This window comes from Sneathiella sp., assembly GCF_047631475.1.
Classification (GTDB): Bacteria; Pseudomonadota; Alphaproteobacteria; order Sneathiellales; family Sneathiellaceae; genus Sneathiella.
Genome location: NZ_JBLHZT010000008.1, coordinates 72038 through 86073, shown reverse-complemented (window position 1 = coordinate 86073; position 14036 = coordinate 72038). Strand labels below are relative to the sequence as shown.

The window sequence follows — 14036 nt, the reverse complement described above, 5'->3', positions numbered from 1 at the left end:
GCCCCGCGCCAATCATCGGGTGATTAAGGGATAGGAACGCCCAACAGCCACAATAATTGCAGTAGAAAGAACAACTTTGACCAAATCACCGGGCACAAACGCAATAGCACCAAAAAATGCCTTCTCGACTGGTATCTTAGCCGCAAAGGCCAACCATGGAATACCGATCGCGTATAGAAGGAATACGCCTCCCAACAGGCAAATGGCTGCCACGAGAACAAAATTCAGTCGGAGCCAGTATTTTTCGATCAGGCTGCCAATTACGAAGGCTGTGATCACCCATCCAAAAAGGAAACCGCCGCTGGGCCCGACAAGGACTCCCCATCCGCCGCGCCCGCCAGAAAGAAGAGGCAAACCAACCCCCACCAGAACAAGGAACAGAACCATAGCAAGCGCGCCCCGCTTCGCCCCCAAAATACCACCGGCAAGCATAAGGCCCATACTTTGCGCCGTAATCGGAACCCCGCCCAGGGCTGGAATATTAATCGGTGGAAAAATTCCCAATGCAGCAGTCAACGCAGCAAAAAGAGCGATATACACGATGTCTTTTGTATTCATAAAACAGCAACCTTAAAAAATATGCCGGGTTTTAGAGTCCACTCAGAAAATAAACATTGGATGATTAGCGATCAATCGAAGCAAAAATAAGGCTTCCACCCGTTACCCAGAATTGGCCTGTTTGTAAGGTTCACCAACCCTACTGTCCAGAGCAAATAACCAACTTGTATGCATACATTTTATTTTAGGCAATCGGTTCAACCAGAGGGAATAAAAACAAACTCTGAAAACTCATTTTCCAACCTGTTTTGCTTTTTTGGGCCCTAATATTACCTGTTATTTCGAAGTTCAGTCAGTGTTGTGGTTGGCGTAATTGCTTCCGGATCAGTTTTTATGTGAATAAGCGCAGCTTTGCCAGATTTTCGAGAACGTTCCAGCGCTGGCAGAAATTCTTCGTTTTTGACAACGGTTTCTGAATGAGCGCCATAAGCAGACGCAATCATCGCAAAATCGGGATTTTGCAGGTCTGTTGCGGAAATTCGCGCAGGATACTCTCTTTCCTGATGCATCCGAATGGTTCCATACACACCATTATCAATCAATATCACAATGATTTTCGCACCGAATTGAACGGCTGTTCCAAATTCCTGCATTGTCATTTGAAAACAGCCATCTCCGGCCAGACAGACAACCTCACGTTCCGGATGCCGCAACTTTCCAGCAACCGCGGCTGGCAAGCCGTATCCCATAGAGCCTGAAGTCGGCGCCAATTGGGTCCCAAACTGCCGAAATCTCCAAAACCGATGTAACCAGATCGCGAAATTTCCGGCGCCATTTGTCATGATCGCATCAGACGGCAACGTGTCCCGAAGCACCTCCATTACATGGCCCATCTGAACATCACCAACGGTTTGGGGCAAACTGTCTGTCCAGTTTCGGTACGCGTTATGCGCGGCCTCAGCCGTTTTCCTGGCAGCCCGAACGGCAGGTCGCGCATTCATCGCGTTCAAAAACGTTCCAGGCGTTGCATTGACAGCCACATCGGGCACATAAATCCGCCCCAGTTCCTCGGCACCGCTTAAAATATGAATCAACTTTTGACTTGTTTTTGGAATACCGAACAGAGAGAAGCCCTGACTGGGATTTTCCGAGAACCGCGCGCCTAGCAATAACGCCAGATCACTCTCGGCGATACGACTTTTTAAAGCGGGATTGATCCCCAAGCCAACATCCCCAGCGTAATGAGGATGCAAATGATCAAATAATTGCTGGCGGCGGAAAGAACAAGCAACCGGCAATCCCCAGTTTTCAGAGAACGTTGTGAGCTCTGCAACGGCTTCTTCGTTCCATCGGCTTCCCCCCACAATAAGCAGTGGGTTCTCCGCCTCCGATAATAACGTTTCTATCGCGGCCAAAGACTGCTCCGTTGGGGCAGGTTCTGCTACCTCGACATAAGGTCCTACGGTCACATCGGTCTGCTCAGTAAGCATATCTTCGGGTAGAGCGAGAACAACGGGTCCCGGCCGACCGCTCATGGCAACATGATAGGCGTGCGACAGTATTTCAGGAATTCTGTCGACGTGATCAATTTCTTCGACCCATTTAGCCAAATCGCCAAAGGTCTGACGATAGTCCACTTCCTGAAAAGCTTCTCTTCCCCGCATTCGCCGGCCAATTTGTCCGACCAGCAGGATCATCGGAGTACTATCCTGTTTTGCCACATGAACGCCCGATGTCGCGTTGGTTGCGCCGGGCCCCCGCGTCACAAAACAGATACCAGGGCGCCCTGTTAATTTACCGTCAGCCTCAGCCATCATTGCGGCCCCCCCTTCCTGACGGGCAACCACAGTTTCGATCTCGCTATCATGCAAAGCATCCAAGACGGCGAGATAACTTTCGCCGGGCACGCAAAAAATACGTTCCACCCCTTGTGCTTCAAGGCAGTCGACGATTATTTGTCCACCGGTTTTCATGCTGCCATTCCCTTTATTCTGCGATTATCACTAGACACTGTGAATTGCAGAATAGAACGCTGCGCAAATTTATCAAATAGTCATTTCACAGATTTTTAAAGGCAGAGGCCAACCCCTGAGTATCCCCGCTTCATCCCGGAATTCGGCCTTTAGCACAGGTTCTCGACGCAGCGATTAGATGCGGATCCGAGGCAAATCTATGGCGGTTCCTCTGGAATAAAGAAACGGCGCAAAATGGTTGGGCATATTCCTAAGTGCACGCCCCAACCGTTCAATTTTTGTAAAGCTCGATGGTTCCGAAAAAAGATATTCCACCGTCAGCGCATGAAATGCCCGGGGTTCATGAAATTTTTAGGGTTAAAGCAGAACCAAAACCGCGTCACCGGGTTTCACGACGCACACTGGATACAGCGACTTGCATAAGGTAACACTTTCAATCGCTGCTCACCGATTGGTGCATCGCATTCTGTACAAAGACCGTATCGACCGTTTGCAATATTGCGCAAGGCATTTTCAATGGCTTGAATTTCAACAAGGGCGTCCTGTTCCAGCCTTTCAACGACTTCTTCGTCTTCCCGCTCCGTTGCCTGTTCATGAAAATTTGCACTATGTTCCTGCCGCAAGGTCGTTTCCATTTCTGTAACACGGTCCTTAAGTGTGCTCAGGCGCAACTTCAGCTCTTGCTCAATTGCAGCGACATCCAACATTCCACTCCTCCTGTAAACAAGTTATCCACTTCAATCAGGGTATCTCAACAAAGTTAGGGAACGCTTTGATGGAAATCAAAGGGACAAGCGGTCTTTCCTGAATAGTTCAGTCAGGCGAACGAGAAACCTTCATAGTCAGTGGCGGCAACATTATTGCATCTTTTGACATAGGCAGGATATCCCAGATATGGCATAAAAACTCGAGGCTTACCGGGAATATTGGCTCCCAGATACCAAGAATTACAGGTCGGGAACAGGGTTTTACCAGCCGTTGCATTCACGTGAGAGACCCAATCTTCTTCAAAAACCTGGTCGGCTTCAATCACAGCGCGCCCTTTTGCCCGCATATCGGTCAAGCAATCCGTGATCCAATTCACATGCTGCTCAATCGACGGCATCATATTGGCCAGGACCGATGGACTTCCGGGTCCCGTAACAATAAACAGATTTGGAAATCCAGCCATCGCTAAACCCAAATAGGTCTTTGGCCCCTCTTCCCATTTTTCGGCGATCGAACGGCCGCCACGGCCGCGTATATCAATCTTTAAAAGAGCCCCTGTCATGGCGTCAAATCCGGTCGCAAAAATCAGCGTATCCAGCGCATATTCTTCGGCCTGAGTTCTAAGACCCCGCGCAGTAATCCGTTCAATAGGCGACGCCTTAACATCAACAAGCGAGACATTGGAGCGGTTATAGGTTTCGTAATATCCCGTATCGACACATAAACGTTTACATCCCACGACAGTATCGGGGGACAAGGTTTTTGCAACGGAAGGGTCTGGAACAATTTCACGAATTTTTTCACGTATATACTCTGCCGCCGTATCGTTCGCGTCCCGACTGACAAGAAGATCATTATACGCCCCTAAAAAGGCTAGCCCCCCGTCTTTCCACCGCCGATCATATTCAGCGCGCCGGTCCGCCTCACTGACCGTCATTGCATCTTCAGGGTTCACTTGAAACAGCATTCCTGACCGAGTTTGCTGTGCAGCCTGCCGCCGGGCTGGATATTCCTTCTTTACTGCCGCACGGTAAGCCTCATCCAACGGTTTGTTATGTGCAGGAACAGCATAACTGGGCGTTCGCTGAAAAACATATAAATGTCTGGCATCCTCAGCAATGAGCGGAATAGACTGAATAGCCGAAGATCCGGTTCCGATAACACCGACTTTTTTCCCGGAAAAATCCACGGGATGATGCGGCCAGTTTCCTGTGTGAAAAACCTCTCCGGCAAAATCAGCGAGGCCATCAATATCAGGGATGTTTGCAGACGATAAACATCCTGTCGCCATGACGCAAAAACGCGCTGATAATTTTTCACCAGTATCCAGAGACACAGACCAAACTTCGTTTTCTTCATCGAAAACCGCACGTGTTACCCGTGTGTTAAGCTGAATATGTGGCCGTAGATGAAAACGGTCCGCGACATGATTTACATATTTAAGCAGTTCGGGTTGCGTGGCGTAGCGTTCGCTCCAGTCCCATTCCTGCTGTAATTCATCAGAAAACTGATAGGAATATTCCGTACTTTCCACATCACAACGGGCGCCGGGATAGCGGTTCCAGTACCACGTGCCCCCAACACCATCCCCTGCCTCAATAATTCTTGCCGTAAACCCATTTTGCTTCATTCGGTGAAGCAAAAACAACCCGGCGAAACCAGCACCGACAATAATAACATCCAGCATTGAATTTTTTGCCACAACCTGCTCCTTGTTTTTCTTATTAGCAGTTTCATTCAGCCTATCAGCGTCTTCTGATTGAGAAAACCGAAATTTAACTCTTCTCAGCCGCGATTTGCGCAAGCTTCTTTACCATTTCAACAATTTCAGGAAGTTTTCCATGGGCAATATCGCCACGCGGACCGATGGCATTGATGATATATTTTACCGGCTTACCATCTACACTGATCGGGGCAACAACGGTCGCCAGTCCTTCTGGCAAGGTTTCCTCTTCATAGGCAAAACCCGCCATTCTATCCTGACGCACCTGCTCCGCCCACTCCTCGAATGCGGGTTGTGTTCCGGCCCACCGGTGCTTGTCATACGCCCGGTGAAGATCGTCTGGATCCAGACTTTGCCACCCGGCCAAAAGTCGGCCCGCGCCGCCATAACGGGCTGGAAAGCGTGTTCCAACCTTCGCATAAAGACCCATCGGCAAGTCGGGAAGGGCACAGGCGACAATCACCATATAGTCCTGACGCACATGCTGGCTTAAGTACAAACAGACACCGAACTGATCGGCGGCAGATTTCATTTCTGGCTCAATTCGCTTCGCCAGTTGTTCTTCCCGCATTTTACCTGTCAGCTCAAGAATACCGCCTAAACAAAGGCTATAGGTTTTGGTGGCGGCATTAAATTCGACCATCCCCTCTTGCTGGAGTGTTTTAAGAACCGCATAGACTGTTCCGGGATACCGATCAAGCTGAACCGCAAGAGGTGTGACGCCGATCCCTCCGCGCCGATTTGAAAGCGCCCGCAATATATCAATCGTCAGTTTGGCAGCGCCGACCGGCTTAACACCTTTTTTCGTATTGTTATTTTCCATACAAAATTTGATATCCGTATCAAAAGAGATAAGCAGTATTTCAAAAACACAGCCGAAAGCAATTCTGAATTCAGGAATTTAAAAATTTTGTTCGGTTTTAAAAAAGACCGAGCGTAATGCGCGAACACATCCCGCCCGGAAAAACTCAAATTCATGCGCGGTCCAGTTGACCCGTGATGACATATTTCAGGATTTTAACAACCTGTGCAGGATCAATTGCAACGGCCTGTGCGGCTCCATCTACTTCCTTGAGAGCATGATTAACGGCCTCATCATGCAAGGTAATATACGGTGTTCCCATCGCGGCACAAAAACCGGCATCGAAGGCAGCGTTCCACTGGCGATACTTATCACCAAACCGAATAACAGCGATATCCGCCTCTTCAATCAGTGTCCGGGTCCGGATCGCGTTCATTCGACTACCCATTTGATCCTTCCAAAAATCGCTAGGAGCCTCTCCTAAAATTGCGACGCCACAATCATCGCTATCCTGATGGATTGTCACCGGCGAAACGAATTCAACTGACAGCCCCGCATTCTTCGCGCCGTCTTCGATTTGTTCACGCCAATCCGTATGAATTTCACCAGACAGATATACTGTCCACAATCGTTCAATCATTTTCTTTTCCTGCAGGTAACTGTTTCTTGTCCGTTTAACCTAGCGGATATTTTCGCAATGGCAATAAACAGAGTGCGGACATCGATATGAAACTGGCAGAAACCACCAAACATAACACCAGTCCATATTCCTGATAAACCCATCCAGACAGTACCGTCCCCATTAACCGGCCCATGGCATTTGCCATATAATAAAAGCCGACATCCAGAGAAACGCCATCTTCATTTGCAAAGGCAACAATCAAATAACTATGCAGCGAGGAATTTATCGCAAAAACAAAACCGAAAACCGCCAGCCCAAGTGTTATTAACCATTCAGGGTTCCATCCCGTAAACATCCCACCGGCAATCAAAATTGGAACAGCGATTAGAAAAAGGGCCCAAACAAAGGCCTCTGACACACCCGGCGGTGTATTCACTTTCCGCCCTGTCAGATACGGTGTTGCTGATTGAACGGCTCCATATCCGATAACCCACAAGGCAAGATAGCTGCCGACGCCCCAGTGACTCCAACCAAGGATCTCAGCCATAAAAACAGGGAGTGCCACAACAAACCAAACATCACGTGCGCCAAACAGAAAAAGTCGCGCGGCGGAAAGATAATTAATGGCCCGGCTTTTTGAAAAAATTTCGCTGAATTTCGGCTTATTTTTTGCGCGGCCCAGTTCTTTTTTCAACAATATCAGGCTGGCAAGCCAGACAAGGGCCAAGCCAATGGCCATAAGCGCGTTCGCTGAAGTAAAACCAAGCCCGGCAAGCAAGGCCCCACCCAAGAAAAACCCCGCCCCTTTTAACGCATTTTTCGACCCTGTTAAAATGGCAACCCATTTAAATAATTGATGCTGAGCATCCGAGGGCACAACTATCTTAATTGCGCTTTTGGCACTCATCTTGTTTAAATCTTTGGCAATTCCAGAAAGAGCCTGCGCCGCCATCACCCAGGGAATTGTTAAACCAAATATTGGAAAAACCAGCATTGATAAGGCGACGATCTGCAAAAAAAGCCCAATATTCATGGTCCGATTGAGACCCAAACGCGCCCCTAACCAGCCTCCGATAAGATTGGTTACAACACCAAAAATTTCGTAAAACAGAAAAAGAAATGCGATCTGCAAAGGCGCATATCCAAGCTCATGGAAATACAGAACCACCAGCATACGCAAAGCACCGTCTGTCAGCGTAAATGCCCAGTAATTACCGGTAATAACGAAGTACTGCTTGATGTCTGCCGGGAGGGTTCCGCTCATGGGCATCCTCTCCTGCTAACGAACATTGGTCACTTTGCGCATCAATTCCACAACACGGTTGGCATATCCCCATTCATTATCATACCACGCATAAATCTTTATATGTGTGTCGTTCACAACCATGGTGGACAGCGCATCAATGATACTGGAACGCGGGTCCGTGCGGTAATCGACAGAAACAAGGGGACGCTCTTCATAGCCCAGAATGTTCTTCAGATTTGTCTCTGAAGCCTGCTTCAGAACCGCGTTCACCTCCTCTGCCGTGGTTTCGCGCTCCACTTCAAAAACACAATCTGTCAAAGATGCATTTGCCAAGGGCACCCGAATGGCATGCCCATTGAGCCGGCCTTTCAGTTCTGGAAAAATATGGGTAATAGCCGTTGCTGAGCCTGTTGTTGTAGGGATAAGGCTGGATCCACAGGCCCGGGCCCTTCGCAAATCCTTGTGCGGAGCATCCAGAATGGTCTGAGTGTTGGTAATGTCGTGAATTGTTGTCATCGACCCATGTTTAATGGTGAAGTTTTCATGGATAACTTTGACGACCGGTGCCAGACAATTCGTTGTACAGGACGCCGCCGTTACAATCGGATACTGCCCCTCTTCATACAGCGCATCATTTACCCCCATTACGATATTGACAATACCCTCTTCTTTTACCGGCGCCGTCACAACAACATGTTTGACACCCTGATCAAGATAGGCTTGCAGCCTTTCTTTCTTGTTGTTCTTACCCGACGCTTCGATGACAACATCACATTCAGAAAAATCGGTGTCTTCAATATTTGAATTTTGGGTGAACAGGATCGACTGACCGTCAATCACAATGCGATCATTCCGGAAATCGGCAGTATGATGCCAAATGCCATGAACAGAATCAAACGTAAGCAAATGCGCGAAGGTTTTTGCATCCCCGGCAGGATCATTGATCTGTGTAAAAGAAACATCTTTCCAATCCCACGCGGCCCGAAGAGCCAATCGGCCCATCCGGCCGAACCCATTAATCCCAACCTTGATAGTCATTTTCTCTCTCACGGTATTTTTATACGCGCGCCGGAGAACACTTCCCGGCAGCCCAGCAATTTCAACTCTTACAGAGGGCTCAGCTTATATACAATGTATTTTTAAAGACAGTTTTGTGACCGGTTTCATTGGTCCTGCTGAACGAAAAAGGCCGCCTCTCTGTCAATAGAGAAGCGGCCTGATCGCTCTTTTCCAGGTTTTCTGTAATCAGATCAAGCAACTTCCTGTTTGCTGATTTTTCGAACAAGCACGTAAAAAACCGGGGTCAGGAACAAGCCAAAAAATGTCACACCCAGCATTCCGGAAAAGACCGCCACACCAATTGCCTGTCGCATTTCCGCCCCCGCGCCGGATGACAGCACAAGGGGTAGGACACCCATGATAAAAGCAAAGGATGTCATCAGAATAGGCCGCAACCTCAGACGACTTGCCTCAATGGCGGCGGCTACGATAGAGCGCCCTTCTCTTTCCAGTTCACGGGCAAACTCAACGATCAAAATGGCGTTCTTTGACGCAAGCCCCGCCAGCACAAACAAGCTGACCTGCGTAAATATGTTGTTGTCACCACCGAAAATGTAAACCCCGATCAAGGCCGAAAGAATGCTCATCGGTACGATTAAGATAACCGCAAAGGGGATTGCCAAACTTTCATACTGGGCTGCAAGAACCAGAAAAACCAACAGGATACACAGCGGGAAAATATAAATTGCCGTGTTCCCAGCCAGGATTTGCTGATAGGTAAGCTCGGTCCACTCGTAGTCGATCCCACGTGGTAATGTCTCGTCCAGAATTTTGGTTATCGCATCTTGTGCTTGCCCGCTGGAATAACCGGGAGCCGCATTTCCGTTCAGATCTGCAGAACGAAAGGCGTTATATCGCATTGCCGTATCTGGCCCAAATGTCTCGGTAACGGTCAGAACACTTCCCAGCGGTACAAGATTGCCTTCTTCGTTTCGGGTCTGCAAATTCAGGATATCATCCGGGGATGATCTGTGTTTTTTGTCCGCTTGGGCAATAACCTGATAGGTTCGGCCAAATTGATTGAAATCATTCACGTACAAAGAGCCCAGATAGATCTGCATTGTCTGGAAAACTTCCTGCACGGGAATACCCAGTTGCATGGCCTTGGTCCTGTCAAGGTTGGCCTGAAGCTGAGGTACGTTGATGTTGTAACTGCTGAAAACGCCCGCAAGCTCAGGGGCCGCCCATGCTTTTTGTTGAACTTCTTTCATGACATTGTCCAGCGCCACATATCCTAGATTAGCGCGGTCCTGAATCTGCAATTTAAAACCACCAACATTCCCCATTCCCTGTACCGGCGGTGCAGGAAAAACAGCGACAAACGCTTCTTCAATTGCGACGAATTTCTGCTGTAATTTGCCTACAAGGGCCAAACCGCCCAGACCCGGGTCTGTCCGTTCTGCAAAATCCTCCAATGAGATGAACAAAACACCTGCGCTTGAACTATTTACAAATCCATTGATCGACAAACCGGGGAAGCCAACCGCGCTCTTTACGCCAGGTTCATTGAGGGCCACTTCTGACATTTCCCGAAGGACGTCTTCTGTTCTTTCTAACGTTGCACCTTGAGGCAATTGCGCAAAACTCACCAAATACTGTTTGTCCTGAATAGGAATGAAACCCGATGGGATCGTTTGAAAACCTTGATAGGTTACGCCAAGCAAAAGAGCATACAAGCCCATCATAATGGCCTTGCGCCCAACGACAGCCTTCACCCCTTTCGCATACACCCCCGTCGTGCGATTGAAAAATTTGTTAAATCCCTGGAAAAACCAGCCTAAAAGCCCGTCGATACCGCGGGTCAGGATATCTTTTGGCGCGTCTTTCTTTTTAAGCAGCAATGCTGATAGTGCCGGGCTCAGGGTCAACGAATTAATCGTTGAAATAACGGTAGCGATGGCAATTGTAAGCGCAAATTGTTTATAAAACTGACCGGTTAATCCACTGATGAAGGCAATGGGGACAAAAACGCCCGTTATCACCAGTGACGTCGCCACTATCGGGCCTGTCACTTCTTTCATGGCCGCCAATGTCGCGTCCCGGGAAGATAAGCCCCGTTCGATATTTCGTTCCACATTCTCGACAACAACGATCGCGTCATCCACAACAATGCCGATTGCCAAAATAAGGCCGAACAGGGACAGAACGTTAATTGAAAAACCCAAGACAAACATCAGTGCAAATGTACCAACGATGGAAACCGGTACAGCCAGCAACGGAATGACCGACGCCCGCCATGTTTGCAAAAAGACGATGACAACAATGACAACCAGAGCCACGGCCTCGAGCAACGTCATGATAACGGCTTTAATGGAATCCTGTACAAATACGGTTGGATCGTAAACAATACTGTAATCAACACCTTCTGGAAAACCCTCTTTGAGGTCGGCCATTGCAGCGCGAACATCCCGGGATATATCCAGTGCATTTGATCCAGGGCTGGCAAAAACTGGAATAGCAACAGCGGGTTTATTATCCAAGATGGACCGCAACGCATATTGTTGGGCATCAAGCTCGATACGAGATACATCCCCAAGGCGCGTAATAATACCGCTTTCATCCCGTTTAATGATGACATTGGCAAACTCTTCCGGAGATTTCAAACGCCCTTGAACGTTAATGGGCATCTGAACCTGCACACTGTCATCATAGGGCGGTCCCCCGATGGTTCCTGCGGCAACCTGAATATTCTGGGACCGGACAGCGTTCACGACGTCAATTGCGGACAGACCGCGCTCGGCCACTTTGTCAGGGTCGAGCCATATACGCATCGCATAATCGCCAGAACCAAAAAGACTGACCTGACCGATCCCGTTAATTCGGGCCAACCTGTCTTTCACGTTCAACGTCGCATAGTTGCGAAGATACAGCATATCATATCGTTCGTTTGGCGAGCGCAGATGAACCACCATTGTCAAATTCGGGGAACTTTTTACAACGGTTACGCCCAGCTGTCGCACGACTTCCGGTAATCGCGGTAATGCTTGCGACACGCGGTTCTGAATTTTTTGCTGGGCAAGATCCGGATCTGTTCCGATTTCAAACGTCACCGTCAAAGACAGGCCGCCATCTGTCGCCGCCAGAGAATTGATGTAGAGCATTCCCTCGACACCATTAATTTGCTCTTCAAGTGGCGCCGCCACGGTTTCGGCAATTTCAGCTGGATTAGCACCCGGAAACTGAGCCTGAACAACGATTGACGGGGGGACAACCTCTGGATATTCAGAGATCGGCAACTTCATCATTGCGATGGCCCCTGCCACAAAAATCAGGACTGAAAGAACACCCGCAAAAATGGGCCGGTCAATGAAAAAACGGGATAGATTGTGCATTCCGATACCTTTAAGATAAACGGCCGTGAGGTCGGTAACTGAAAATGAGGATGAGACGCGTCAGGAACTAGGACGGACTTTTTTGAACCGGTTTTGGCGCCACCGGCATTCCGGGCCGAAGCTTCATCAGACCTTCAACAATGACTTGATCATTGACCGACAGGCCAGATGTAACAACCCGCTTGCCATCCTGAAACGAGCCCAACACAACCTGCCGGTATTCGACCGTGCTGTCTTTGGATATGGCATACACAAATTTACGATCCTGATCGGTATTGATGACGTCTGGCGAAATCATTATCAGCGGCACGGGATCGGGATGTCCGATCTTGACTTTGGCAAACATGCCGGGCACCAGATTTTCCAGCTTATTCTGAAAAATCGCGCGCGTTCGTATCGTTCCGGTGTTCGGATCAATACGATTATCAAAACTGTGCACAACGCCTTCAATCATGACGCCATTGCCGACCTGAAGCTCTACCGGAATAACAACCTTGTTTAAATTCTTTTTGTCCGTGCTGCCAAGCAACGCCACATACCGCTGTTCGTCGATTTCAAAATCGGCATAGATGTCATCTGTGGAAACGATGGTCGTCAATACAGGCGCGTTTGGCCCTGAATTAACATAATTGCCGCGAGTGATTTCCACCCGACTAACCCGCCCGTTAATGGGAGATTTAACATAGGCATGATCCAAGGCAATCTGTGCTTGTTCCAACGCGGCAACAGACTGCCGGACCCGGCTCGCAGCAACCGTGAAAGCATTTATCCGCTCATCAAAAACGCGCTTGGAAACATTTCCTTTGTCCACGAGTTCCTGAGCCCGTACTTTTTCCTTTTTTGCCAGCGTCAGGTTTTGCCGGGCAGCATCCAGTTCCGCTTTTGCCTGCTTTACTGCTGTTTCAAAGGTACGCGGGTCAATCACGAACAGAATATCTCCGGCTTGAACTTTCTGGCCATCTTCAAACCGGACGTCTACGATTGCACCGCTCACTTGCGGGCGCAATGCCACTTCTTCTACTGCTTTCAAACGCCCGGAGTAACTACTCCACAAGCGGACCTGCTCTATCTCAACATTTTTAACAGTTACAGGCATCGCTTGCGGCGCCTTCGGCGGCGTGCCACCCTCGGCCTCGGCTGAGGAGGGGCTGAACATAATAAATTGCGTTGCAAACGCGCCAGCAACGAGCAAGGAAACACCAAATATCAGTTTTGTAAATGATAGCCGTTTCATCAGAAAGAACACCCATAATTGAAGATACCGATCGGTATGTTATTAGGGGAGATACATAACAGGAGGTCTGTTTTCAAGATTAGAATGAAACCAATTCTTTCCTCTGTGACGGGTCTTACACTTTCGATCACAAAACCGAGATGAGCATCACAAAATCGTTTGATACTCTTTTCTCAAGCCAACAACCCGGTATATGCCTTCAATCAAATCTCTTCGCAAATCAACCTCATTGTGAAACATTGGGACAAAGGTAATCACGCCTTGGATAAAGTGATAAAGCAGGCGGGCAACGAATTCAGGATCGGCGTCCCCCGCCAGCATGCCTACCCGCTGAAGGCCCCGGATCATCTGTGTATGATGCTTCATGATTTCTGCGGAAAGCTCTTCGGCACATTGTATGACTTTGGGTTCTGCAGCGTTCACATGGCTACTCGTCTTGAATATTGTGCAACTATGCGCATCCGGCGTGAAGGGGCCTTCCTCTACCAGATGGCGATCCATAATCATATCAACGAGATTCTGCAGATGCTCCTGCGGTGTAAAATTCGGAGAGGTAATCCGGTCAAAGTCTGGTTTCGAAACGTCCCAATGATGTTTTCCAGCCTGATAATACAGGTCCGCTTTAGAGTCAAAATGATGATAAAAAGCACCTTTGGTAACCCCCGCAGATCGGCAAATTTCATTGACGCCCACTTCGTGATAGCTCCTTCTACTAACCAGATGAATGGCCGTATTCAGCAATTTCTCTTTAGTCCGTTCCGGGTTTCTCATTGTGTTCCATCGCGCTGTCCTTTTGGAACATTTACATACCGCCCGGTATATTTTCAAGGGACCACCCG

At 48.7% G+C, this 14036-nt stretch carries 11 protein-coding genes; all 11 read right to left on the bottom strand.

The features are described from left to right. Positions 1-12: 12 nt before the first annotated feature. Entirely contained in the window at positions 13-558 is a 546-nt protein-coding gene (locus tag ACJAYR_RS05270) for a biotin transporter BioY (RefSeq protein WP_415235626.1), read from the bottom strand. Between the two features lie 269 nt (positions 559-827). Then, positions 828-2471, bottom strand: a complete 1644-nt coding sequence (locus ACJAYR_RS05265) for a thiamine pyrophosphate-binding protein (RefSeq protein WP_415235625.1) — start codon at positions 2469-2471, stop codon at positions 828-830. Positions 2472-2860: 389 nt separating this feature from the next. Then, on the bottom strand, positions 2861-3178 hold the full coding sequence (locus ACJAYR_RS05260) for a TraR/DksA family transcriptional regulator (protein ID WP_169546382.1): 318 nt from the start codon (positions 3176-3178) through the stop codon (positions 2861-2863). A 110-nt stretch (positions 3179-3288) separates the two neighbouring features. After that, positions 3289-4881, bottom strand: coding sequence for a flavin-containing monooxygenase (locus ACJAYR_RS05255; protein WP_415235624.1), 1593 nt, complete (start codon positions 4879-4881; stop codon positions 3289-3291). A gap of 73 nt (positions 4882-4954) precedes the next feature. Further along, positions 4955-5725: an IclR family transcriptional regulator gene (locus ACJAYR_RS05250; RefSeq protein WP_415235623.1), complete on the bottom strand. Its 771-nt coding sequence runs from the start codon at positions 5723-5725 to the stop codon at positions 4955-4957. Positions 5726-5876: 151 nt separating this feature from the next. Beyond that, a complete protein-coding gene (locus tag ACJAYR_RS05245; RefSeq protein ID WP_415235622.1) occupies positions 5877-6344 on the bottom strand; it encodes a YtoQ family protein in 468 nt (155 codons plus the stop codon). Positions 6345-6378: 34 nt separating this feature from the next. Then, a complete protein-coding gene (gene arsJ / locus ACJAYR_RS05240; RefSeq protein WP_415235621.1) occupies positions 6379-7596 on the bottom strand; it encodes an organoarsenical effux MFS transporter ArsJ in 1218 nt (405 codons plus the stop codon). A 9-nt stretch (positions 7597-7605) separates the two neighbouring features. After that, positions 7606-8610: an ArsJ-associated glyceraldehyde-3-phosphate dehydrogenase gene (locus ACJAYR_RS05235; RefSeq protein WP_415235620.1), complete on the bottom strand. Its 1005-nt coding sequence runs from the start codon at positions 8608-8610 to the stop codon at positions 7606-7608. Positions 8611-8822: 212 nt separating this feature from the next. Then, positions 8823-11963 carry an efflux RND transporter permease subunit gene (locus tag ACJAYR_RS05230; protein ID WP_415235619.1) on the bottom strand — a complete coding sequence of 1047 codons (3141 nt, stop codon included), beginning with the start codon at positions 11961-11963 and terminating at the stop codon, positions 8823-8825. 67 nt (positions 11964-12030) lie between these two features. Further along, positions 12031-13197, bottom strand: coding sequence for an efflux RND transporter periplasmic adaptor subunit (locus ACJAYR_RS05225; RefSeq protein WP_415235618.1), 1167 nt, complete (start codon positions 13195-13197; stop codon positions 12031-12033). A gap of 147 nt (positions 13198-13344) precedes the next feature. Then, positions 13345-13968, bottom strand: a complete 624-nt coding sequence (locus ACJAYR_RS05220) for a TetR/AcrR family transcriptional regulator (protein WP_415235617.1) — start codon at positions 13966-13968, stop codon at positions 13345-13347. Positions 13969-14036: the final 68 nt, after the last annotated feature.

What these genes read in the sequence shown, in the direction of transcription:
- ACJAYR_RS05265 (WP_415235625.1), bottom strand. Translation starts at nt 2,471, where the DNA reads ATGAAAACCGGTGGACAAATAATCGTCGACTGCCTTGAAGCACAAGGG.
- arsJ (WP_415235621.1), bottom strand. Translation starts at nt 7,596, where the DNA reads ATGCCCATGAGCGGAACCCTCCCGGCAGACATCAAGCAGTACTTCGTT.
- ACJAYR_RS05260 (WP_169546382.1), bottom strand. Translation starts at nt 3,178, where the DNA reads ATGTTGGATGTCGCTGCAATTGAGCAAGAGCTGAAGTTGCGCCTGAGC.
- ACJAYR_RS05245 (WP_415235622.1), bottom strand. Translation starts at nt 6,344, where the DNA reads ATGATTGAACGATTGTGGACAGTATATCTGTCTGGTGAAATTCATACG.
- ACJAYR_RS05235 (WP_415235620.1), bottom strand. Translation starts at nt 8,610, where the DNA reads ATGACTATCAAGGTTGGGATTAATGGGTTCGGCCGGATGGGCCGATTG.
- ACJAYR_RS05230 (WP_415235619.1), bottom strand. Translation starts at nt 11,963, where the DNA reads ATGCACAATCTATCCCGTTTTTTCATTGACCGGCCCATTTTTGCGGGT.
- ACJAYR_RS05225 (WP_415235618.1), bottom strand. Translation starts at nt 13,197, where the DNA reads ATGAAACGGCTATCATTTACAAAACTGATATTTGGTGTTTCCTTGCTC.
- ACJAYR_RS05250 (WP_415235623.1), bottom strand. Translation starts at nt 5,725, where the DNA reads ATGGAAAATAACAATACGAAAAAAGGTGTTAAGCCGGTCGGCGCTGCC.
- ACJAYR_RS05220 (WP_415235617.1), bottom strand. Translation starts at nt 13,968, where the DNA reads ATGAGAAACCCGGAACGGACTAAAGAGAAATTGCTGAATACGGCCATT.
- ACJAYR_RS05270 (WP_415235626.1), bottom strand. Translation starts at nt 558, where the DNA reads ATGAATACAAAAGACATCGTGTATATCGCTCTTTTTGCTGCGTTGACT.